The following is a 23,178-nucleotide window of genomic DNA, read 5'->3' on the forward strand; positions in this document are numbered from 1 at the left end:
TGGCCACCGCCTGAACCGCGGCACCGCCGCCCCACCTAGATCGATCACCACGACCACACCCCGGAACCGACACATCCCCGCAGCAGGAACCTCAACCCAGGCTGGACCCTAATTCAGCAGGCTCCTAGTGAACGGGCAGCACGACGAGCCCCACACGCTCAGGTCAGGACAGGCGCTGCGCCACCTCGACCGCCCAGTAGGTCAGGACAATCGACGCACCGGCCCGTCGGATGGCGGTCAGCGATTCCAGGATCGCCGCGTCGCGATCGATCCACCCGCGTTCGGCGGCGGCGGAGATCATCGAGTACTCACCGCTGATCTGGTAGGCCGCGACCGGCACGTCACTCATGTCGGCGACGTCGCGCACGATGTCGAGGTAACTCATCGCCGGCTTCACCATCACGATGTCGGCGCCCTCCTCGAGGTCGAGCCGGACCTCGCGCAGCGCCTCGACCCGGTTGGCCGCGTCCTGCTGGTACGTGCGCCGGTCGCCCTGCAACGACGAGCCGACCGCCTCGCGGAACGGGCCGTAGAACGCGGAGGCGTACTTCGCGGCGTAGGCCAGGATCCCGGTGTCGGTGAAGCCCGCCGCGTCGAGGGCGGCCCGGATCGTGGCGACCTGGCCGTCCATCATCCCGCTCGGCCCGAGCAGATGCGCACCCGCCCGCGCCTGGGCCAGGGACATCGACACGTAGCGTGCGAGGGTCTCGTCGTTGTCGACGCGACCCCGACCGTCGACGACGCCGCAGTGCCCGTGATCGGTGAACTCGTCGAGGCATGTGTCGGCCATCAGGACCGTGGCGTCCCCGAGATCGTCACCGAGGGTGCGCAGAGCCCGGTTGAGGATTCCGTCGTCGGCATCCGCACCCGACCCGGTGGCGTCCTTGTCCTCGGAGCGCGGCACCCCGAACAGCATGAGCCCGCCGACACCGGCGTCGACGGCCTCGGCCGCGGCGGTCCGCAGCGAATCCATCGTGTGCTGCACGACGCCCGGCATCGACGAGATCGGAGCCGGGTCGTCGATGCCGTCGGCGACGAACATCGGCAGCACCAGATGTCGCGGCTCCAGCGAGGTCTCGGCGACCAGCCGGCGCATGGCCGGGGTGGTGCGCAGTCGTCGGGGCCGGATCACGGGTGGCATGGGTCTCCTTCGTCTCACGGGCCCTTCGAGGCTCGTCGCTATCGCTCCTCGCACCTCAGGGAGCAGGAGCCTCGGCTTTCGCTCCTCGCACCCTTCGAGGCTCGTCGCTGCGCTCCTCGCACCTCAGGGCGGCGCCTCAGGGAGCAGGAGCAGCTCAGGAACGCGAGCGGCGAGACTTCTTGCGCGGGGGCGGAAGTGCGCCCTCGGCCCGAAGTCGGGCGGCGTGCTCGGCGAGCGCGTCGACGAGTTCGAGCACCGATGCGTTCTCCGGCTGAACATCCACCCGGAGCCCGAATTCCGTTGCGGTCTCGGCGGTCTTGGGTCCGATGCACGCGACGATGGTGCGCGCGTGCGGCTTTCCGGCGATGCCCACGAGATTGCGCACGGTCGAGCTGGAGGTGAAGCAGACCGCGTCGAAACCACCGGTCTTGATCATCTCGCGGGTCTCGGCGGGCGGCGGCGCGGCGCGCACGGTGCGGTACGCGGTGACGTCGTCGATCTCCCAGCCGCGGTCGCGCAGTCCCTCGGACAGTGTCTCGGTCGCGATGTCGGCGCGCGGCAACAGAACTCGGTTCACCGGGTCGAAGACGTCGTCGTAGGGCGGGAAGTCCTCGAGGAGACCGAGCGAGCTCTGCTCACCCGACGGCACGAGTTCGGGGTTGATGCCGAAGGAGCGCACCTTCTCGGCGGTGGCCTCACCGACGCAGGCGATCTTGACGCCGGAGAACGCCCGGGCGTCCAGCCCGAACTCGGCGAACTTCTCCCACACCGCGCGCACCGCGTTGGTGGAGGTGAACACCACCCACTGGTACCGCCCGTCGACAAGACCCTTGACGGCGCGTTCCATCTGCGCGGGGCTCCGCGGCGGCTCGACCGCGATGGTCGGCACCTCCTTGGGCATCGCACCGTGGCTGACGAGGCGTTCGCTCATGTCGCCGGCCTGGTCCTTCGTCCGCGGCACCAGGACGGTCCAGCCGTACAGGGCGCGCGACTCCCACCACGACAGCTTGCCGCGCGCACCCACGACCTTGCCGACCGTGACGATCAGCGGACCGGTGAGCGCGTTGCCCTGCTCGTTGAGCGTCGCGAGCGTGGCCTCGATGGTGCGCTGCGCACAGGTGGTGCCGTTGATGGTGATGGCGGCCGGGGTCTGGGGGGCCATGCCGTGCTCGGTGAGCGCGCTGGCGGTCTCGGCCAGGTGGCCCGATGTCGCGTGCAGCACCAGCGGGCCGGGGGCGGCGGCCAGCGCGGCCCAGTCGACCTCGCCGCGCACGTCGGCCTCGGTGTGGGTGGAACCGAGCGGCATGCCGGCGTAGCTCGGGACCACGGATGCGGCGGGCAGGCCCGGCAGCACCTCGAAGGTGACGGTCGTACGGGCGACGGCGTTGACCTCGGCGAGGACCGAATCGGTGGTCAGCGGATCGCCGGCGACCACGCGCACGACGTCGTCGCCGTTGCGGGCCGCGGCCACGAGGGTCTTGGCGACCTCGGCCGGATCGCCGAGCGCCGGTCGGACCACCGACTCCTCGTCGGCCTGCCCGGCATCGGCCGCGCCGGCCTCGTCACCGACGGCCTGCGAATCGTCGGCCGATGCGGCGGGCGTCGACGCGGCGTCGTCAGCGGGCTTATCGGCCTTCTTGGCGGATCGGCGAGTATCGGCGGCGGGTTCGTCGCGATGCGCACTGCCGATCAGCGACACCACCGGCGCGGGTACATCGGGATCGATGTAGGCGGTGGTCGCGTTGGTGATCACGGTGCGTGCCCGCACGGTGAGCAGGTCTGGGTCCCCTGGACCCGACCCCACGAACAGGATCCGTCCGGGATTTGCCTTCTTCGTACGGCTCATGGGTTCGCACTCTCCTGCCCTCTCGGCGAGGGCTGCAGTTCGTTCTCTGCTAGGGAGAGTTGACGAGGTCGCCCGCTCCCAGCTCCAGCAGTTCGGCGGCGAGGTCCTTGCCCAGCTGAACGGCACGATCGACCGGACCCACCACCGAAGCGCGGATCACGTCCGACCCGTCCTCGGCCGCCACCGCCGCACGCAACGACAGTTCGGCGAAGATGCGCCCGTCCTCGTCGATCGACTCGACCACCTCGGCGATCGCACCGACCGGTGCGGTACATCCGGCTTCGAGAGCCGCGAGTACCGCCCGTTCGGCCTCGATGGCCGCGCGGGTGGACTGGTCGTCCAACTCGGCGAGAATTCTCACCAGTTCGGCATCGTCTGAGCGGCACTCCACAGCGAGTGCACCCTGCGCCGGCGCCGGCAGCATGACCACCGGTTCGAGCGCCTCGGAGACCACGTCGGTCCGTCCGATCCGCACGAGTCCGGCGCGGGCGACCACGACTGCGTCGAGTTCGCCGCTGGCGACTTTGCCCAACCGAGAGTCTAGGTTGCCTCGTAGGGGGCGGATTTCCAAACCGAGACCCAGTGCTCTAAGCTGCGCGGCCCGCCGCGGGGCCGAGGTACCGATCACCGAGCCGGGCGGCAGTTCGCCGAGCACCATTCCGTCGCGTGCGACCAGCGCATCCCGGGGATCGACGCGCGGCGGGATGGCCGCGATCGTGAGGTCGTTCTCGGGGGCGGTCGGGAGGTCCTTGTACGAGTGCACCGCGACGTCGACCTCGTTGTTCCGCAGCGCGACGCGGATCGCCGTGGTGAACACCCCGACGCCGATCTCGGTGACGGGGGCCGCCGAGGCGTCACCGGCGGTCTTGATGATGACCAGTTCGGCGGGATGTCCGGCGGCGGTCAGGGCGTCGGCGATGGTCTGCGACTGGGTCCGGGCCAGCAGCGAGCCCCGCGTACCGATCCGGATCGGCGCGGTGGAGGGTTCGCTCATCGGTCACCCAGATCGCCGGCCGCCTCACCCGAAGGCAGGCCACCGAGATGGTCGGGAGCCGAAACCGCTTCGGCTGCACCGGGTTTGAGTTCGAACAGCTCACGCAGCGCCTCGGCGTAGTGATCCCCGTTGGGGGTCGAGGCGAGCTGCTTGACGCGCACGGTCGGTGCGTGCAGCAGCTTGTCGACGACGCGGCGGACGGTCTTGGCGACCTCGTCGCGCTGTGCGCCCTCGAGGTCGGGCAGGCGGGTCTCGAGGCGCAGGATCTCGGCCTCGACGACGTCGGCCGCGCGCTGGCGCAGGGCCGCGACGGTCGGGGTGACCTCGGCCTGACGCTGGTGCGTGAGGTAGTCGGCGAGCTCGGCGGCGACAATCGACCGGGCGGCGAGGGTGTCATTCTCGGCGGCTTGGGTCTCGGAGTCGCCGCGCAGTCCCTCGATGTCGACGATGTGCACGCCGGGCAGGCGGGCCGCGGCGGGGTCGACGTTGCGCGGGAGCCCGAGGTCGCAGATGACGAGCGGTGCTGCGTCCCCGGTACGGGCCGCGAGCGCCGAGTGCACCGACCCGACGCCGACGACCGCGCCGATCGCGCCCGTACACGTGACGACGACGTCGGCCGTGGCCATCGCCTCCGGCAGGTCGTCGAGCCCGACGCCGCGGACGCTGATGCCGTGGTTGGCGGCGATGTTGCCCGCGAGGTGGTCGGCCTTGTCGACGGTCCGGTTGACGACGACCATCTCGGTCACGCCCTCACGGGCCAGCTGCGCGGTCGCCAGACCGCCCATGGCGCCGGCACCGACGACCACCGCGCGGCGCAGGCGGTGCGCGCCCGTCGCGGGATCGGTGAGCAGCGACTTGGCACGGTGCAGCGCGACGGAGACCACGGAGGCACCCGCGCGGTCGATCCCGGTCTCGGTGTGCACGCGCTTGCCGACCCGCAGCGCCTGCTGCGCCAGCTCGTGCAGCACTCGTCCGGCGGAGTCGTTGGCGTCGGCGCTGAGGTAGGCGTTGCGGATCTGACCGAGGATCTGCTGCTCGCCGACGACGAGCGAGTCGAGGCCCGCCGCGACGGTGAACAGATGCTCGACGGCGGCCTCGGAGTAACGAACGTAGGCGTGGCGGGTCATCTCGTTGACGGTCATGCCGGAGTGGTCGCCGAGGACCGAGCCGACGGCCTCGAGTGCCGGGTGGAAGGCGTCGACGACGGCATAGATCTCCACGCGGTTGCACGTGGACACGAGCATGGCTTCGGAGATCGCCCGCGAGGAGAGCAGTTCGTCGATCAGTTTGGGGCGGTCGTGGTCGGAGACCGCCAACCGCTCGAGCACCTCGACGGGAGCACTGCGGTGCGATACCCCGAACAACAGAACACTCACGCTGTCACCGTTTCTTCACCCATCACATTTCCCTGGTGTCCGGCACTTCCCCGGTGCCCCCGCGTCGGCTTCGCCTCGCGCGCCTCCTTGACGTCGTCGCGCGGCCCGCGAGAGGCCTGGAAAGCCAACACCTGTAGTTCCAAGGCTAGATCAACTTGTCTGACGACAACATCCGACTCCGCCGGAAGCGACACGGGCGTGACGTTGAGCACCTGCCGGACACCCGCGGCCACGAATGCATCGAAGACGCGTCGGGCGTCGTCGTCGGCGGTGGCGATCACCGCGATCTCGACGGCCGGGACCACCTGTGCGCAGACGGCGGCGATGTCGGTCAGCGGGGCGACCCGCGGGCCGCCCGGCTCGAGAACCGCGCCGGTCAGGGCCGGATCGGCGTCGAACATCGCGGCGACCCGGAAGCCGCGTCCGAAGCCGGCGTGCGACAGCAGCGCACGGCCGAGCGAGCCGGCGCCCGCGAGCGCGACGGTGTGGATGCTGTCGGTGTGCAGCGTCATCGAGATCCGGGCGGTCAGCCTGCCGACGTCGTATCCGACGCCGCGCACGCCGTTGGCGCCGACGTAGGAGAGGTCCTTGCGCAGGATGGCCGGGTTGACCCCGGCTGCCGTCGCGAGCTCGCCGCTCGACGCCAGCAGGATGCCCCGACGACTGAACGAGCGCAGTACGTGCAGGTAGGTGGCCAACCGGGCGACCGTGGGACCGGGGATGTCGGTGGCGGGGTCGTCGACCGGAGGGACGGCGGACGCAGGAGGGTCGGCGTCGGCCGACTTCGCACTCTCCGCGCCCACTCGCACTCCCACACATCTGCCGGCGTCACCAGACACCGGGACCCGACTCTTCCCGACCAAGGGAGGATATAGCTTCCCTGTGAATCTGTTCACACGGCCCCTCGGGATCGGCCGTGCTGTGTTAGGCGTCTCGTCGAACGTGGGCGCCGATCACCGCCGCGCCGCGAGATCCGCCCGCAGACGCGGTTCGTCGACCTCCCAGTAGCTGTGCTCGTCACCGTCGAGGAGGACCACCGGGAGCCGGTCGCCGAACTCGGCGCGCACGTCCGGCCGACCCCCTTCGGCCGCCTCGTCGACGTCGACCTCGGTGAACCCCACGCCCATGTCGGCGCAGATACGGGTCAGTTCGGAGCGGGCCGCCGCGCACGCCGCGCACCCCGCACGGGTCAACAGTTCCACCGTCATGCCGACCATCCTCCCAGCGCAGCGCCCGCGGGATCAGCCGGGTGACCCTCCCCCGCCGACGGTGTGCGGTCCGTCACCGGGCGTGGGGATCGAACGCCGGAGACCAGTCGCCCGGTTCCCAGGCGCACCACTAGGCTGTACCCGGCAAGCAGTGCTGGCGCTACGCGTGGGAGGTGGGCAGTGGGCGAGACCCCGGGCCCGGAAGACCGGCAGGACGACGAGACGCCCGACGACGCCGCACTTCTCCCGCCGAATCCGACGCAGGGCGACGGCCCGACGGGCGACGACTGGGAGGCCCACGCCGCGAGCGTGGAGTTCACCGACGACTTCGACGAGGACGCCGAACTCCACGAACTCGTCGACGACGAGACCAACCGGGTCACCACCTGGATCTCCCAGCGGGCGACCGCCGCGACCGGCCGCTTCCGGCAGACCGCGCACGAACTCCGCCAGACGCTGGCCGGTGAGGCGAGCGCGAAGGCCGCCGTCGACTCGCTGCGTTCGCGCCCGACGGCCGAGATCCCGGGCGAACCCCGCCGCGACCTCACCGCCGCCGCCTTCTTCGACGTCGACAACACCCTGGTCCAGGGCGCGTCGATCGTGCACTTCGCTCGCGGTCTCGCCGCGCGGAAGTACTTCACCTACGGCGACATCATGGATTTCGCGTGGACGCAGGCGAAGTTCCGGATCACCGGCAAGGAGAATGCGCGCGACGTCGCGGAGGGCCGGGAGAAGGCGTTGTCGTTCATCGCGGGCAAGCCGACCTCCGAACTCGTCGAGCTCGGCGAGGAGATCTTCGACGACTACATCGCGGACAAGATCTGGCCGGGTACGCGGGCGTTGGCACAGCGTCACCTCGATGCCGGACAGCAGGTCTGGCTGGTGACCGCGACACCCGTCGAACTCGCGCAGACCATCGCCGACCGGCTGGGGTTGACCGGTGCGCTGGGCACCGTCGCCGAGAGCGTCGACGGGGTCTTCACCGGGCGGCTCGTCGGCGACATCCTGCACGGCCCCGGTAAGGCCCATGCGGTGCGCGCGCTCGCGATCCGCGAGGGGCTCAACCTGAAACGCTGTACGGCGTACTCGGATTCACATAACGACGTACCGATGCTGTCGCTCGTCGGCCGCGCGGTGGCGATCAACCCCGACACCGACCTGCGCGACGTCGCCAAGGTCCGCGGCTGGGAGATGTACGACTTCCGTACCGCGCGCAAGGCCGCCAAGTACGGCGCCGGCACCGCAATCGTGCTCGGCGCCGCGGGCGGTGGGGCCGCGGCCGCGGCGCGGTTCCTCCGGCAGCGCTGATCGTTCCTGCGACGCTGCCGGCCCTAACTCCCCGGATCAGAAGGGCGGTGGGCCGAGGCGGTCGAGTTCTTCGCGGGCTCGCTTGTTTCGGGCGCGTTCTTGTCGCCGGCGGGCCAGTTTGGCGTCCAGTCGGCTGTGCGTGCGCTCCGGATTGTCGGCGGCGATGACGCGTGGTGTGGGTGGGGCTTGGGCGGCTTGTTCGAACCGGATCCGCCGCAGGTTGGGGAAGGTGTCTTCCAGCGTTTCGGCGTCGCCGGGCAGGGTGACCCCTTCGGGGGTCTCGTACTCGGTGACCAGACGGCCGTCGTCGTCGCGGTACTGCACATCGACCCAGTCCCCGTGGGTTTTGAACAGGTGACCGGGACGGCATTTGGCGTTGAGGTTCTCACTCGACGTCGCTCCACCGCGGGCGGGGTCGGTGTGGTCGTACTCGGTGACGTGGTCGAGATCGCACGCGAACGCTGAACGGGTGCAGCCGGGTTCGGTGCAATATCCGTCCCGGACGCGTACGAAATCAGCACACGACGTGGTGGGCCGGTACCCGTTGCCGGGATGGGTTGCCGGGTAGACCACTGCGACCGATAGCGCGGTGGCATCGGCCGAGTCGCCGAAGTGGGTTGCGGTGGAATGATTCTCGCTGTCGGCGCGGGTGTCCTCGGCTGGTGCCGGGCGTTGCGCGGTCCGCCGCTGGTCATCATTGTTGCTGCCGGCGACGTAGGTGGGTTGGGTGCGGGCGGGGGTGACCGGGGTGAGGGTGGCGTCCGGGCGGGCGGCGAGGTCACGGACGTGTTCGTCGCTGATGATGCCGTGTTCGTCGAGGAACCCGACCCCGGGTGCTCCGGCCAGGGTGGAGGCATCGGTGACGACATGGATCACGACCTCGGCGCGGACCGCGTCGAGGACGCTTTGCGGGTCCGGGATGTCGGCGGTGCACGGCTGTTCATCGTCGCACTGGCAGTCGAAGCTGGTGCGGGTCAACAGCGCGAACATCGCATCGGATCGTCGTATCCCCTGGGTGCGGCCATCCCGCTGACAGACCGAGTCGGCGAGGATGGCGACGGCTTTGGCCGAGATCCGCACGTTCTCCGCCGACATCACCGCGGTGAGTTCGGCGGTGCCGTCGGGCAGTTCGTGGGTCCACACCCCACGCTGATCCATCGCGTCTTTGCGGCGTTGCCGCACCGCATCGGGGTCGTGGCGGAAGACCAGGCGGTCGACCATGTCCCGCAACCGCGCCCGATCCCACACACCCTTACGGCGGCGCACAGTATCGGCGATCTCGGCATCCAACGCGGGGGTGATCGGGTCATCGGCGGGGATCAGCTCGGTGCGGGAGATGACCAACCGGATCTGCCACTGCGACAGGACCCCGTCACGCAACGTGTCCGCAACCTCGGGGAGCCGATCCCGCAGTGCGATGGCCTCGTCGATCAGGGTTTCGGCGTGCCGGCGCGACACCCCGGCTTGGCGGGCGATGCGGGCGACGCAGTCGGCGTGGCCGTCCATCACGAACCCGGACGCGCTGGTGGTGATCAGGCGGTCGGTCATCGCCGCGATCGTCTGATAGCGGTGCCAGGTGAGATAGGACTCGCCGCGTCGGGTGGCGTCGAGGCCGGCCATCAACATGACCATGTCGGTCTCGGCGGCGTGGGCAGGATCGACCCCGGCGACGAACTCGCCCGGTAGATCGGTCCACACCCGCACAACGCCCCTCGACGCCGGTTTCGTCACCCGCCCCGAGCTGGGTGAGCTGTTACCAACCAATCTAAACCCGACCACCGACAAAACCTGGATGAGTCTCCACAGCAGATGACATCGTCGTAGACGAAATGTGCGCTGGGCGTTGCGGTATGGTGCCGTCCGGGTCGGTGGTGGCTGAGATCGTCGGGTCGCCAGGTGGTTTCGACACGGCGACTCGCCTAGCGGCTCGTTGCCGGCTCAACCAGCGGAGGGGGGCGCCGGCTCAACCAGCGGGGGTGGGCGACTCGCCTAGCGGCTCGGGGCCGGCTCAACCAGCGGGCAGGGCCGCACCGTCGACGGACTTCGACGCACGGTAAACAACCCACTGTGACAACTAGATTCGGCCACCGCACCGTGTCGCCCCGGTCCTACAGCGAGTCCACCTCACTCATCGGGTCGATGAGGACCTTGGCGTGGTGTTCGGCGCCGCCGAGGGCATCGAATGCCGCTCCCACGCCGTCGAGACCGACCGTCGCGGTGATCAGCGGTGCGACGTCGACCTTGCCGTCGGCCATCATGTGCAGCGTGTCGTGGAACTCGGCGGGGTCGTAGGCGAACACGAACCGCAACTCGTGTTCCTTGTTGAGTGCCATCGCCGGGCGGAAGGTGTCGGGTTCCATGCACACCCCGACCACGACGATCCGCGACCGGAACGGCGCCTCGGACACGACGTGCTCGATCATCCCGGGCGTCCCCACACATTCGAAGACGACAGGGCCCTTCGGCGTGGCACCCAGCCGGTCGGCCATGCGGAAGACCGAGGACCATGGCGCCAGCGGAATCCGCCGCAGGGTCCGCATGGCATCGAACGCCGCGCCCAGCAGATCCTGGGCGCGAGTGATGTACTTGCCGACCTCGGCACATCGCTCGAACGGCGACGACACCGTCGGGTCGACGACGATGTCGGCCCCCACGCGATGAGCCAGCACCCGGCGGCCGGGTGACGGGTCGCTCGCGATGACCGTGCGAACTCCGTCGGCCTTCAGCATCGTGATGACGGCCAGCCCGATCGGGCCGCAACCCACGACGACCGCGACATCCCGGCGTCCCACCTCCCCGCGTCGGACCGCGTGATGGGCGACGGCCATCGGCTCGGTCAGCGCAGCATGCTCGGCGGGCAGGTTCTCCGGGATCTCGAAGGTCATGTCCTCCGACACCAGGACGAACTGGGCGTACCCGCCCGGCGCGGACTCCGACAGTCCGGTCAGGTGGGCGTCGGCGCCGTGCCGGATCATCGGGACCGACACCACCGGGGTCCCGGGAGACCAGCGTTTACGGCAACCGGGCCCGTAGGAGACCACCTCGCCGGCGAACTCGTGTCCCATGACCACCGACTGCCCGGATCGCATGAATGCGTCGTAGCCGACCTCGGCGGACACCTGCGCCGTGGCATCGGCATGGACCCGGGCGTGCAGGTCCGAACCACAGATGCCCGCGCGGAGAACGCGGAGCAGTACCTGACCCTTGCCGGGCTCCGGGGTGGGGATCTCCTCGACCGTCAGCTCGCCCTGCCGGCACACGACTGCACGCATGCTCCATGAGTATCAGCTGACGGACCGGAACGGGCGTCGAACGCGCGCCACGCCCCCGCGCGACACCGAGCTCAGCCGAAGTAGACGCTTCCGCGCCGGCTCAGCATCCGGAAGAGGGTCTGCTGGATCTCTTCGCGCACGTGGTCGGTGAGATCGAAGACCACCATCGGGTCGTCGGCGGACGCCTCGTCGTAGGAGCCGGTCTCGATGGGCCGGCCGAAGTGGATGTGCCACTTCGACGGCAACGGCACCATGCCCAGCGGCCCGAGCCACGGGAACAGCGGGGTCACCGGGAAGTACGGCAGGCCGAGGATCTTGGCGAGCGGCTTGAGGTCGGCGAGCATCGGGTAGATCTCCTCGGAGCCGACGATCGACACCGGGATGATCGGCGCAGCATTGCGCAGCGCGGTCGTCACGAATCCGCCGCGGCCGAACCGCTGGAGCTTGTAGCGGTCCTTGTACAGCTTGCCGATGCCCTTGTACCCCTCGGGCCAGACCGCGGTCAGCTCACCCGCGCGCAGGAGACGGTCGGCGTCGGAGTTGCACGCCAGCGTCGCACCGATCCGCCGCGCGACCTCACTGACGCCCGGCGTGTCGAAGGCCATGTCGGCGGCCAGGACCCGCAGGTACCGGCCCTCCGGATGGTTGTCGCGCACGGCCAGGGAGGTGATCACGGCGTCGACCGGGATCGTGCCCGCGTGGTTGGCGACCAGGAGCGCCCCACCCTCGCGCGGCAGGTTCTCCACACCGGTGACCTCGACGCGGAACCACTTCTCGTAGACCTGCCGGATCGCCGGGAACCACACCGACTCGGTGAAGTGGGGATCGAATCCGAACTCGTCGACCTCGTACTCCCCCGCCATCCGTTCCCGGATGAACCCGGCGGTCGAGGTGAGGGTGTCGGCGACCGCGCCGCGCAGACCGCCCAGGCTGAACAGCGGACTCGATTTCGACGGACCGCGATGTTCGACGCCCAGCACCTCGTCGGGAAGGGTGATCTCGTCGCTGATCGGGGTCACCTGCGCGGGCGCGCGTCCGAACCCATCGGTGTTGGGGTGTCCGAGCGTCGATCCCCGTTGCGCCGCCGCGCTTTTCGATCGTTCACGACCGACCTGCTGACTCGGATGGCGTCGGCGACCCGACTCCCGGACACCCCGGGCATCGGGACCCGTCGGCGATGTGTAGAGCTGAATGACTTTCGCGGTACGTGCATCTGTCGCTCCGCCACCTGCCAAAGTGCTCACCCCTAGCTGAGTCCTGGGTTCGAAATCCGGGCCGGGTCTGGGCTCGGGTTGCTGCCGGCACTCGGACCGCCGAGGCGAACGAGTCGCGGCGTAGGAGCGCTGGGCGCGATGTGGGTCTGGCGTCCAAGCCTAGAGGTTGCACCCACGTTGCGCATGCTCACGGCGACTTCGCCGCCATCATGACCCTGAATTTCACTGCAACTGGTGGGCGGCCGACACGACCCGTCGCTCGAACGATCTCCACGAATCGGACCCGATCACCGGCGTCACCCCGCTGCGTTCGATGAAGTCGTCCAACGTCTCCAGCGTCGTGTACCGCGGGACGAAGCCGAGTTCGGTCCGCATGCGGGTCGTGTCGAGCACCCGGCCGTAGGTGAGGAACTCCGTCTGCGACGACCGCAGCTTCGCCGACCGCAGGTCCTGGAACACCCCCGCGATCGGCGCCAGCAGACTGCTCGGAACAGGCAGTTCGATGTGCCCGACGCGTCGGATCGCCTGCGTGAGCGTCACCACGCCCTCGCCCGAGATGTTGTAGGTGCCGACCTTCCCGGCGAGGGTGACGTGCTCCATCGCCGCGAGCGCATCCTCCTCGTGCAGGAACTGCAGTCGCGGCTGGAATCCGATCACCGTCGGCACGACCGGCAGGGAGAGGTACGAACTCATCCGGGTGGTGATGCGCGGACCCAACATGGCCTGCGGGCGGACGATGGTGATGTCGATGTCCTGACGACGACGGCCGAGACCGCGGACGTAACCCTCGACGTCGAGTAGATCTCGACCGTATCCCCGCTTCGGCTCCCGGGGAGCGCGCGTCTCCTCGGCGAAGTGCGACGGATCGCGGCTGCCCGCGCCGTACACCATGGCGGTGGAACGCAGCACGAGACGCTTCACCGATGGTGTGCGCTGGCAGGCCGCGCACACCTGCATCGCCCCGACGAGGTTGAACTCCTTGATCGCAGCGGAGTGCGGGGCGGTGTCGGCGATCGACGTCGCGGCGTGGACGACCGTGTCCACGTCATAGGCGGCGAGCGCCTTCGCGATCGTGGGACGCCGGATGTCCACCCGGAGGAACTCCGCTCGCCCCATCCGGCGGAGGAGATCCTTGCGCGGCACCCGCGAGTCCACGGCGAGCACCTTCTCGATGTCCGGATTGGCCGCGAGACGGGCCACCAGGTAGCCGCCGAGGAAGGTCGACGCCCCGGTGACCAGGACCACCCTGGGCGGTGCGGAGGTGGATTCGGCCATGCCCCGAGGCTATCGCCAGTCGGGCGTTCCGGCGCACCGAGGAGGCCCGGGACGACAAAAGGACCCGCCGTAGCGGGTCCTGATGCCGAAGAAAAGCCTATTTACCGAGTTTGCGACGCTGCACCCGGGTCCGACGCAGCAACTTACGGTGCTTCTTCTTCGACATGCGCTTGCGGCGCTTCTTGATCACTGAACCCATCGGGGCGCTTCCTCACGATTGACACTGATGTACTTGTTCGGCCCTGGTCAGCACTTCAGCCGGGTACGGCGCCGGGAGCGAAGCGACGAGCGGCGGTGCGTCACGTAGGACTCACCGGCGCATCCAGGTACGCGACCACCGAGCCTACCGGGCGGCACGCCGGATCGGGAAATCGCGATGGGCGACGAGCGGCGGCGGGGGACGCCCACACGCAAAAGGCCCCGTGACCGGCGTGGGCCGGTCACGGAGACCTTTCGAAGAAACTGCTGTTCAGGCGTGGTGCGAAAGCCGGATCAGCCGGCGTCGAAGTACGACGTCTCCAGGTAGTCGTGGACCGCTTTCGCGTGCACACGGAACGAGCGTCCGACCCGAACCGCGGGCAGTTCGCCGTTGTGGACGAGACGGTAGACGGTCATCTTCGAAACGCGCATCAACGATGCAACCTCGGCGACGGTGAGGAACTGCGACGCCGAAGCCGCGTTGCTCACTGCGCCTGTCCTGTCACCAGGAGTGTCTGCAGGTGCCATGGATCACTCATACCTCCGGTGCACGCGTCGCGGCCGCAGGCTTCCCCTCCTGCGGACATCAGACACGCACGTGCTTAAAGAAGCTTAGCGTGGCAGATGTGAAAAAAGCGACGTGAGAGACCGGTATTTCTGAGATTCCTGTGACTCGACCCCAACATGCTGGGGTTTGTCGGCCGTTCGACCACAATTCATGGGGTGTCGGTGACGGCGTGTCCCTGCGCCAAACCCTCGACTTCCACTCGACGTCCGCCGCGGGCGCTGGCGGCCGCGCAGGCACGAGTCGCCTGGTAGACCGCGTGCCGCAGACCGTTGGCCTCGAACTCCCGGATCGCCTCGGCGGTGGTTCCGCCGGGCGAGGTGACGGCCGCACGCAGGTCGACCGCGGACAGCCCCGAGTCGCTCAGCAGGATGCCCGCGCCGCGAATGGTCTGCACCGCCATCTCCGAGGCCTGGGCACGGGTGAGCCCCAAGCCGACGCCGGCGTCGATCATCGCCTCGGCGAGCAGGAAAACGTAGGCCGGACCGGAACCGGACACCGCGGTGACCGCGTCCATCTGCTTCTCCGGCACAACCGTCACCCGGCCGACCGTCTGCAGAATCTTGACCACCGCCTGCAGCTGTTCGTCGCCGACGTACCGGCCGGCCGAGACCGCCGACATCGCCTCGTTGACGAGCATCGGGGTGTTGGGCATGACCCGGATGACGGGCGACCCGGCCTGCAGCGCGCTCTCGTAGCGCGACAGGGGCAGGCCGGCCACCAGGGTCACGGTCACTCGCTCGGATTCCGCATTGTCCTCCGCCGAGGCGAGGATGCGCAGGATCGAGTCGACGTCGTCGGGCTTGATCGCCAGGAACACATACTGCGCCGACTCGGCCGCGCTCTTGACGTCGGTGACCAGCACGCCGTACTCCTCGGCGATCTCGGCGGCGCGGCTCTCCACCCGCTCGGCGACGACGAGGTCCTTGGTGGGGGTGCCTGCACCGATCAGACCGGCGAGCAGTGCCTCACCGATCTTGCCTCCGCCGATGATGGCGATGCGTTCGGACACGGATGTCTACCTTCCTGCGGGGATGAGGGCGAGCTGACGGGACTGTGCGACGACGGTCCCGGTCGAGTCCACCACGAGGTGGTCCTCCTCGAACATCCCGGGGCCGACCTCGGAACTCGTCGCGGCGAAACGCAGCCAGCCGGGCGCGGGATGGCGCCGGACGTAGGTGGTCAGCTGCACCGTGGGCGCCCACCCGAACAGCGCCAGGTTCATGACGACCGGGGGCGAGATGTCTCCGACCAGGACCGTGAAGTACTCGTCGGGTTCGACGCCCTTCGGCCGAATCCACCCGCGGACGAGCGGCTCGCCGGTCTCGCCGCGGACGACGGGGAACGTCTCCGAGTCGAGGACCAGGTCGATGGCGGCGCCGAGGTGGTTGACCTCGGCGATGGGCGAACCGTCGAGCGGGATGCCGGTCGACGACGGTTCCACGGGCACGGAGTCGAGGACCGTGGGGCCGGAGTGGTGCGGCCGGCCGCTGTCGGGACGCGCCATCGTCACCGACGAGGACACCACGGTCCGACCGAGTTGCACGGCGTCGACCGACAGGACCGTGACGGTGCGTCCGCGCTTGCGCACACTGATCACCAGGTCGACGTCCGCGGCATCGGGAGCGGTGAGGTAGTCGCTGGAGATCGCCACCGGGATCATCGCGGCCGCCGACTCGGCGAGCCGGTCGCCGTCCGGCGTGAGCGCGGTCAGCGCGGTCCGGGCCGCCTTCGCGACCACCATCTGCAGCGTGCCGCCGTGCACCTTGGGGCCGATCGTGAACGTCTCGTCGATGTGCGCCCGCAGGGTGATCGAGTCCGGACCGCCACGGTCGACCTCGGTCAGCTCCTGCACCTGGGTGATCTTGCTGGTCATCGTCCCGCCTTCGTCGAGGAGACCCGTCCCCCGACGAATCAGCTGCTCAACTGGCCGGTGGGCTCGGGGTGCAGCTCCCGTTTGAGATGCCGCCGCGCAAAATCTAGCGAACGGGCCAGCAGCGCGCTGCGCTCGGGTTTGGTGCGCGCGCTCCCCGTGGTGACCTCGAGCACAACCGCCCCGGCGAAGTCGCTCGCCGCGATGCGCCGGCACACCTCGGCGCAAGGCTGCGCCCCGTCACCGGGGATCAGGTGCTCGTCGGTGGCGGCACCGTTGCCGTCGGCGAGATGCAGGTGGTTGAGGCGCGAGCCCATCCGGTCGAGAAGAGCGAGGGCGTCGACGCCGGCGGTCGCGGTGTGCGAGAGATCGAGCGTGTAGTGCGCGTAGCCGTCATCGGTCGGATCGATCGACTTGCCGAACGCCGATGCCGCCAGACCGGGACCACCGCCGCGCTTGCTGAGTCGCCGGACCGAGGGCTCCCCTGCGCCGAACAGCCGGTCGGCGCGCATGGGGAACATGTTCTCAACGGCGACCGCGACCCCGCTGTCCGCCTCGAGTTCGTCGACGAGATCGTCGAAGGCGGCGACGTAGCCACGCTGCCACCGGAACGGCGGATGCACGACGACGGTCGACGCACCGAGATCCTCGGCCGCCTCCACCGCACGGGCCAGCTTCACGACCGGGTCGCGTCCCCACACCCGCTGGGTGATGAGCAGACACGGGGCGTGGATCGACAGCACCGGAACCTGGTAGTGGTCCGACAGGTACTCGACCCGCCGGATGTCCTGGCTCAGAGCGTCACCCCACACCATCAACTCGACGCCGTCGAAGCCCAGTTCGGCGGCGTAGGCGAAGGCCGCCTCGGTGTTCTGGGGATAGACCGACGCCGTCGACAGACCGATCGGGATCTCGGCGGACGGACGCGGGAGGTCGGGTCTCATCCGGTCCGCCCGCTTCGCTCCGCTCCCGACGGGTTCATCGGTTCACACCGGCTCACGCGGCCAACAACACCAGCGGCCCGATGGTGACCAGCAGACCCACGCCGAGCGCGAGCAGCGTCGTCGGCAGGTCCTTGGTGCGCCGGACCACATGCGACAGCGTCACGATGCCGAAGATCACCAGGACCGCGAGCACCAGCGCGAAGTACGGATTCCATCGCCACAGTTCGGTGAAACCCCAGAACAGGCCGACGCCGACCGCGAGGCCGACGATCGCCTGTCCGAACAACACCAGCCAGGCCTTCACCGGCGACTCCTCGGCGTCGTCGGTCGCCCGACCGTCCGGTGCCGGTGTGTCGACGGTGCCGGTCCGCTCGGCGGACTCCGCGTCCGCGGCCGAATGCACGACGTCCTGGCCGGCGTGCTCCGCCGTGGCGGCTGCCGAGTCGGGATCGGCGTCGTCATCGGAGGTCTCGTCGATGTCCGTGGTGTCGTTCAGGGCATCGAACTCCGCCGGGCCCTCGGGCTCGGCGGGATCCTCCGGCTCGCGCTCCTTCACCAGGTCGACCCGGTCCTCGTCGCCCTCGGAAGTGGACTCGATCGGTTCGATGGCCTCGGTCGGGTGGTCGTCGGTGGGGCGGCCTGCGGTCTGGAGACTCTCGGTCTCGTCCGAGCCGGTCCACCGACCGTCGGCGTCATGGGTCTCGGGGTGCGCCGCGGCGATCGCCGCCGTCGTCCCACCCGCGGTCGCGGCGGCGGCCGCGGTGGCTGCCCAGTCGTGCGTCGACTCGTCGCCGTCGGTGTGTGCGTCCGGGTGGTCGTCGGTGTGGCGATCGGGGTCGTTCCGGTCCCGGTTCTTGCCGCCGAAGAGCTTTCGCGCGAACCCGACGACACCCGACGGCCCCGTCTTCTTCGACGCCCCGATCTTGCGGGCCGGGCCCCCGGACCGGCCCTTGCCCCCCGGCCCGTCGTTCCCACTCTCCACGTCGGCGAAGTTGCGATAGGCGTCGAAGTCCATGACCTCGGAGAACCCGCCGTCGCCGCGCTCGCGGGGGCCGTCGGTTCCCGCATCGACCTCGGTCAGGTCGTAGGTGACCACGTCGTCGGAGTCGACGACCGAAAGATCCGACCCGTTCTCACCCACCACCGGGATGATGCCGGTGACGGCGTTCGCCGACTCCTGGTCGACGGGAGCGGAATCTCGCGGCGGCGTCTGCCCGAGGCGACGTGCCACCGCCTCGGAGCTGAAGTCGCGCGTCGACATCGGCGGGACGGCTCCCTGGCCGTAACCGGGCATCCCGCTGGCGGTGCGGTTACCCGGCCGTGCCTGGTGCTGCTGGTCGGCGCGCGGCCGGTCGACGACGGGCTGATCGTCGGCCGGGCGGCGCGGGACCGGGTTCGTCGAACGCGGGAACGGCGCGGCGGCCGCGGCCGGACGGTTCCGCGGGGTCGTGTCCCGCTCCGGGGCACCGTTCTCCGCAGCAGTCTTCTCCGGAGCTGCCTTCTCCGGGGCCGCCGTCTCCGGGGCCGCCGTCTTTGCAGGCGCGGTGCTCGCTGGTGGGGCAGCCGGCTCGGGCCGGGTTGCGGGTTCGGGCCGGGTTGCGGGTTCGGGCCGGGCAGCCGGCTCGGGCCGGGCCGCGGGCGCCGCGGAACCCTCTCCCGCGTCTGCGACCTTCGGGATCTCGCCGGTCAGCTCGGACACCGAGAACGATCCGTCCCGGCCGGCGCGTCGGCGGCCGCGGCCGTCACGGGTACGTGCCGGCGAGTCCCCCTGGGACCCCTGCGAGCGGGCGAGAAGTTCCGACACCGAGATGGGTCGGGATTCGGGCTCCGAATCCTTCGGCATGTAGTGGCTCTCCGTCCTCGTTCTCGAACGTTTGGGTCCGGGTCTACCAGGGTGTCAGCCGACGCCCTCGCGAACGCCCTGCACCGGTGTCGGCTCCAGCGCGTCGGCCTGCTCCGCGTCGAGTCGGCGCAGGATCACACCTTCCCGGAGTGCCCACGGACAGATTTCCAGTGTATCGACTTGCAACGCGCGCATCGCCGCCTCGGCGACCAGCGCCCCGGCGACCAGCTGGCCCGCCCGGTCCGAGCTGACGCCCTCGAGTTCGGCGCGATCGGCCTTGGTCATGCGGGAGATGAAGGAGATGAGCTGGCGAAGCCCGCTCGTCGTCAGTTCGCGGCGCACCCGCGGTCCGGCACTCGACGGCGCCGCGCCGGTCAGCCGGGCCAGGCTCCGGAAGGTCTTCGACGTGCCGACGCACAGATCCGGCGCACCGGGTGCGAGCAGTTGGGCCGCCGGTGCGCGGAGTTCGGCGTCGAGCCAGTCGCGCAGCACGCCGACCCGCCGCCGGTCCGGCGGATCGTCGGGCAGCCACTCGCGGGTGAGTCGTCCGGCCCCCAGCGGCAGTGACAGCGCGACGTCGGGTTCCTCGTCGACGCCGTTCGACATCTCCAGGGAGCCGCCGCCGATGTCGAGAGCGAGGATGCGGCCGGCGCTCCAGCCACGCCAGCGGCGCACCGCCAGCGACGTCAACCGGGCCTCGTCGCGCCCCGACAGGACGAGCACGCGCACCCCGGTCCGCTGCTCGATCTCGTCGAGCAGGTCGTCGGAGTTCGTCGCATCGCGCACGGCCGACGTCGCGAACGCCATCATCTGCTCGCAACCGGACGTCCGGGCGATGTGGGTGAACTCGTCGATCGACTCGATGAGCTTGGCGACGGCGCGATCACTCATCCGGCCGTCGGCGTCAATCTGTTCGGCCAGGCGCAGGACCGCCTTGGTCGAACTCATCGGGGTGGGGTGACCGCCACGATGGGCGTCGACCACCAGGAGGTGGACTGTGTTGCTGCCCACGTCGAGGACTCCTAAGCGCACGGGTCAACGGTAGTGCAGCCGCCTGCACCGCCCGATCCCGGCTACCGTGTAAAGGTGACCGCCATTTCGCCGTCCGCGCCTCGCATCGATCCCGCGCCGGAGGTCGAACTCGACTTTCCGCGCGAATGGTACGAATTCGCCGATCCCGCCGACCCCGAGCACGTCATCCGGGCCGATCTCACCTGGCTGCTCTCGCACTGGACGTGTGTGTTCGGCACACCCGCATGTCAGGGCATCCTCCCGGGCCGGGAGACCGACGGGTGCTGCAGTCACGGCGCGTATCTGTCCGACAAGGACGATCGCAAGACCCTCGCCCGCGGCGTCGCGATGCTGACGCCCGAGGACTGGCAGTTCTACAAGAAGGGCTCCGGCAAGGACCCGGTCGGCCCGAAGGGGTACCTCGAGGAGAGCGACCTCGACGACGAGCCCGCCCTGAAGACGCGACTCCACAAGGGCGCGTGCATCTTTCTGAACCGACCCGGTTTCTCCGGCGGCGTCGGATGCGCGCTGCACTCGATGGCGCTGCGCAAGGGACTCGAACCGCTCACGGTCAAACCCGACGTGTGCTGGCAGCTGCCCATCCGTCGTGAGCAGGACTGGATCGAACGCCCCGACGGCACCCAGGTGCTCCAGACGACGATCACCGAATTCGACCGGCGTGGCTGGGGCGAGGGTGGCCACGATCTGAAGTGGTACTGCTCGGGTTCCCCCGACGTCCACATCGGGGCCAAGCAGGTGTGGGAGTCGTACGCACCCGAGCTCACCGCGCTGCTCGGCGAGGCCGCCTATGCGGCGCTGGCAGCGGCCTGCCGGCGCCGGAACGGGCTGGGGCTCATCGCGATCCACCCGGCGACGCAGGCCGCGACCGAGCGCCGCGAGACCGACGTCAAATACGAGCTGCAGCCCCCGGAGTAGCCCCCCCGGGGCGCCGCGGCCCGGCCGGCTCACGCCTCGAGCTTGTACCCGAGGCCGCGGACGGTGATGAGGTGCTTCGGATTCGCCGGGTCGGGCTCGATCTTCGAGCGCAGGCGCTTGACGTGTACGTCGAGTGTCTTGGTGTCGCCGACGTAGTCGACGCCCCACACCCGGTCGATGAGCTGACCCCGGGTCAGGACGCGGCCGGAGTTGCGCAACAGATACTCGAGGAGGTCGAACTCCTTGAGCGGCAGGGTGATCGACGTTCCGTTGACCGACACGGTGTGTCGCTCGACGTCCATCCGGACCGGCCCGGCCTCCAGGATCCCGATCTCCAGACCGTCGTCGGGCACCTCCCCGCCGCGTCGCAGCACCGCGCGGATGCGGGCGATCAGCTCGCGCGCCGAATACGGCTTCGTCACATAGTCGTCCGCGCCGAGTTCGAGGCCGACGACCTTGTCGATCTCACTGTCGCGCGCGGTCACCATGATCACCGGGACGTTCGACCGGGTGCGCAGGGCCTTGCAGATCTCGGTTCCGGACATCCCGGGCAGCATGAGGTCGAGGAGGACGATGTCGGGGCTGACGCGATCGAAGGTCGGCAACGCCTGGGCGCCATCGGTGATGACGCTGGCCTCGAAGCCCTCTTTGCGCAGCAGGAAGGCCAGCGGATCCGCCAGCGATTCCTCGTCCTCGACGATCAGAACGTGGGTCAACTCTTGTTTCCTTCGGTGGGTCGGGCAGATGGGTCGTCACCCTCCGCGGAGGGAAGTGCGCGGGGCGGCGCATCGGGATCCGACAGCGCCTGCTGGGCGGCCGGCGGCCAGCCGGCGTCGGACAGGTCCTCCGGGATGCACAGCGTGAAGGTCGAGCCGGTGCCGGGTTTGCTCCACAGGTTGATGGTCCCGCCGTGATTGGCGGCCACGTGCTTGACGATGGCCAGTCCGAGTCCGGTGCCGCCGGTCATCCGGGACCGGGCCTTGTCGACCCGGAAGAACCGCTCGAAGACCCGCTGCTGATCCTCCGGCTCGATCCCGATCCCCCGGTCGGTCACCGCGATGGCGACCATCGGCCGCCCGTCGATCTTGATCACGCGGCGGCTGATCGAGACCACGGTGTCCGACGCCGAGTACGAGATGGCGTTCGAGATGAGGTTGTTCAGTGCGGTGAGCAGCAGCGGACGGTCGCCGCGGATGATGACGCCGATCGGACCGTCGGCGCGCAGTTCGATGGCCGCCGCCTCGGCGGCGAGCGTCGCCGCGGTCAGCGCGTCGTCGATGAGCGAGTCTACGTCGATGCAGGTGAACTCCGGTGTGACGCCGTCCTGGAGTCGGGACAACGCCAGCAACTCGCTCACCATGTTGCCCATGCGCTTGGTCTCGCCGACGACGCGGCGACCGAAGTGCTGCACCGAATCGGTGTCGTCGGCCGACTCGAGCAACGCCTCGGCGAGCAGCCCGATCGCGCCGACGGGGGTCTTGAGCTCGTGCGAGACGTTGGCGACGAAGTCTCGCCGGGTGGCCTCCACGCGTTTGTGTTCGGTGTCGTCGAGTCCGTACGCGACGACATAGCGTTCCTCGCCCTGCGCGACGATCCGCGCGTGACAGCGCACGTGCTCGACACTGGGCCGGGGCGTCCGTCCGGTCGAGACGAAGCCGAGACTCGACATCGGCGGGCTGAACTCGAAGCGCCGTTCGACGCCGGTGTCGAGCACTTCCTTCACGGCCTCCCACACCGGGTCGGCCAGCAGCATCTCGCGTACGAGCCCGAGTTCGACGGCCCGCTGGTTGTACAGCACGACGTCGCGGAACTCGTCGACCACGGCGATGGCGGTCTCGGTGTTGCGCACGACCATGCTCAACAGACCGGCCTTGGTCATCCGGCCGTCGTCGGTGGTCGCCTGCACGTCGGAGTCACGGACCTCGGCCGAGGCCGGCACCTCACGGGGACCGAGGGTCGCCTCGGGAACGAATTCGGCGGCGGTGGATGCGGAACGACGCGGGATGCGATCGAGGAACGCGAACCCTCGAGACCGGTCCCGGTCCCGGGTGCGTCGACCGATCACGACACCGAGGCAGAGCGCGAGTACGAACGCGATCGTCGCGGCGAAGATTGCGGCGGTCACAGGGGCAGCTTACGGCTCGACCAACACCGAACGCACATCTGACGAAGGT

Annotated in this window: 21 protein-coding genes; 2 read left to right on the forward strand and 19 right to left on the reverse strand. The window is 69.5% G+C overall.

What is annotated here, in order from left to right:
* Positions 1-163: 163 nt before the first annotated feature.
* From hemB to JW364_RS10390, 6 genes are all read right to left on the reverse strand, one after another.
* On the reverse strand, positions 164-1,141 hold the full coding sequence (hemB, locus tag JW364_RS10365; RefSeq protein ID WP_205334471.1) for a porphobilinogen synthase: 978 nt from the start codon (positions 1,139-1,141) through the stop codon (positions 164-166).
* Positions 1,142-1,295: 154 nt separating this feature from the next.
* The gene (locus JW364_RS10370; protein ID WP_205334470.1) at positions 1,296-2,987 is read right to left on the reverse strand and encodes a bifunctional uroporphyrinogen-III C-methyltransferase/uroporphyrinogen-III synthase; all 1,692 of its coding nucleotides are present in this window, start codon (positions 2,985-2,987) and stop codon (positions 1,296-1,298) included.
* 49 nt (positions 2,988-3,036) lie between these two features.
* Positions 3,037-3,981: a hydroxymethylbilane synthase gene (gene hemC / locus JW364_RS10375; protein ID WP_065629205.1), complete on the reverse strand. Its 945-nt coding sequence runs from the start codon at positions 3,979-3,981 to the stop codon at positions 3,037-3,039.
* The gene (locus tag JW364_RS10380; protein WP_205334469.1) at positions 3,978-5,357 is read right to left on the reverse strand and encodes a glutamyl-tRNA reductase; all 1,380 of its coding nucleotides are present in this window, start codon (positions 5,355-5,357) and stop codon (positions 3,978-3,980) included. Before JW364_RS10380 ends, hemC begins: the two co-directional genes overlap by 4 nt.
* The gene (locus JW364_RS10385; RefSeq protein ID WP_137809729.1) at positions 5,354-6,160 is read right to left on the reverse strand and encodes a redox-sensing transcriptional repressor Rex; all 807 of its coding nucleotides are present in this window, start codon (positions 6,158-6,160) and stop codon (positions 5,354-5,356) included. The genes JW364_RS10380 and JW364_RS10385 overlap by 4 nt, the downstream gene beginning before the upstream one ends.
* Before the next feature lie 150 nt (positions 6,161-6,310).
* Positions 6,311-6,565, reverse strand: a complete 255-nt coding sequence (locus tag JW364_RS10390; RefSeq protein WP_137809730.1) for a glutaredoxin family protein — start codon at positions 6,563-6,565, stop codon at positions 6,311-6,313.
* A gap of 180 nt (positions 6,566-6,745) precedes the next feature.
* On the opposite strand from JW364_RS10390, the gene JW364_RS10395 reads away from it, so the two are divergent.
* A complete protein-coding gene (locus JW364_RS10395) occupies positions 6,746-7,873 on the forward strand; it encodes an HAD family phosphatase (protein ID WP_165630531.1) in 1,128 nt (375 codons plus the stop codon).
* Positions 7,874-7,909: 36 nt separating this feature from the next.
* Here the strand turns inward: JW364_RS10395 and JW364_RS10400 are convergent, their stop codons facing one another.
* From JW364_RS10400 to JW364_RS10450, 11 genes are all read right to left on the reverse strand, one after another.
* Positions 7,910-9,571: an HNH endonuclease signature motif containing protein gene (locus JW364_RS10400; protein WP_165630532.1), complete on the reverse strand. Its 1,662-nt coding sequence runs from the start codon at positions 9,569-9,571 to the stop codon at positions 7,910-7,912.
* A 410-nt stretch (positions 9,572-9,981) separates the two neighbouring features.
* Positions 9,982-11,145 carry a zinc-binding dehydrogenase gene (locus tag JW364_RS10405; protein WP_137809731.1) on the reverse strand — a complete coding sequence of 388 codons (1,164 nt, stop codon included), beginning with the start codon at positions 11,143-11,145 and terminating at the stop codon, positions 9,982-9,984.
* A gap of 71 nt (positions 11,146-11,216) precedes the next feature.
* The gene (locus JW364_RS10410; protein WP_189340042.1) at positions 11,217-12,389 is read right to left on the reverse strand and encodes a lysophospholipid acyltransferase family protein; all 1,173 of its coding nucleotides are present in this window, start codon (positions 12,387-12,389) and stop codon (positions 11,217-11,219) included.
* A 192-nt stretch (positions 12,390-12,581) separates the two neighbouring features.
* Complete coding sequence (locus JW364_RS10415; protein ID WP_065629199.1) at positions 12,582-13,634, reverse strand: NAD-dependent epimerase/dehydratase family protein; 1,053 nt, start codon at positions 13,632-13,634, stop codon at positions 12,582-12,584.
* Positions 13,635-13,731: 97 nt separating this feature from the next.
* Positions 13,732-13,833: a 30S ribosomal protein bS22 gene (locus JW364_RS10420; protein ID WP_003402602.1), complete on the reverse strand. Its 102-nt coding sequence runs from the start codon at positions 13,831-13,833 to the stop codon at positions 13,732-13,734.
* 293 nt (positions 13,834-14,126) lie between these two features.
* Positions 14,127-14,360, reverse strand: a complete 234-nt coding sequence (locus JW364_RS10425) for a helix-turn-helix domain-containing protein (protein WP_004019963.1) — start codon at positions 14,358-14,360, stop codon at positions 14,127-14,129.
* A gap of 188 nt (positions 14,361-14,548) precedes the next feature.
* On the reverse strand, positions 14,549-15,409 hold the full coding sequence (gene proC / locus JW364_RS10430) for a pyrroline-5-carboxylate reductase (RefSeq protein WP_065629198.1): 861 nt from the start codon (positions 15,407-15,409) through the stop codon (positions 14,549-14,551).
* 6 nt (positions 15,410-15,415) lie between these two features.
* Positions 15,416-16,273: a thioesterase family protein gene (locus tag JW364_RS10435; RefSeq protein WP_058252638.1), complete on the reverse strand. Its 858-nt coding sequence runs from the start codon at positions 16,271-16,273 to the stop codon at positions 15,416-15,418.
* 38 nt (positions 16,274-16,311) lie between these two features.
* Entirely contained in the window at positions 16,312-17,214 is a 903-nt protein-coding gene (locus JW364_RS10440) for a sugar phosphate isomerase/epimerase (RefSeq protein WP_058252637.1), read from the reverse strand.
* Positions 17,215-17,266: 52 nt separating this feature from the next.
* Positions 17,267-19,057: a hypothetical protein gene (locus tag JW364_RS10445; protein ID WP_205334082.1), complete on the reverse strand. Its 1,791-nt coding sequence runs from the start codon at positions 19,055-19,057 to the stop codon at positions 17,267-17,269.
* Between the two features lie 54 nt (positions 19,058-19,111).
* Positions 19,112-20,089 carry a Ppx/GppA phosphatase family protein gene (locus JW364_RS10450; RefSeq protein ID WP_171011611.1) on the reverse strand — a complete coding sequence of 326 codons (978 nt, stop codon included), beginning with the start codon at positions 20,087-20,089 and terminating at the stop codon, positions 19,112-19,114.
* 54 nt (positions 20,090-20,143) lie between these two features.
* Between JW364_RS10450 and JW364_RS10455 the strand changes: the two genes are divergently transcribed.
* Complete coding sequence (locus JW364_RS10455; protein ID WP_058252634.1) at positions 20,144-21,004, forward strand: hypothetical protein; 861 nt, start codon at positions 20,144-20,146, stop codon at positions 21,002-21,004.
* Positions 21,005-21,033: 29 nt separating this feature from the next.
* Here the strand turns inward: JW364_RS10455 and JW364_RS10460 are convergent, their stop codons facing one another.
* Positions 21,034-21,720: a response regulator transcription factor gene (locus tag JW364_RS10460; RefSeq protein WP_058252633.1), complete on the reverse strand. Its 687-nt coding sequence runs from the start codon at positions 21,718-21,720 to the stop codon at positions 21,034-21,036.
* Entirely contained in the window at positions 21,717-23,129 is a 1,413-nt protein-coding gene (locus JW364_RS10465; protein ID WP_205334081.1) for a cell wall metabolism sensor histidine kinase WalK, read from the reverse strand. Before JW364_RS10465 ends, JW364_RS10460 begins: the two co-directional genes overlap by 4 nt.
* Positions 23,130-23,178: the final 49 nt, after the last annotated feature.

It is taken from the genome of Gordonia sp. BP-119, assembly GCF_016924115.1.
GTDB lineage: Bacteria > Actinomycetota > Actinomycetes > Mycobacteriales > Mycobacteriaceae > Gordonia > Gordonia hongkongensis.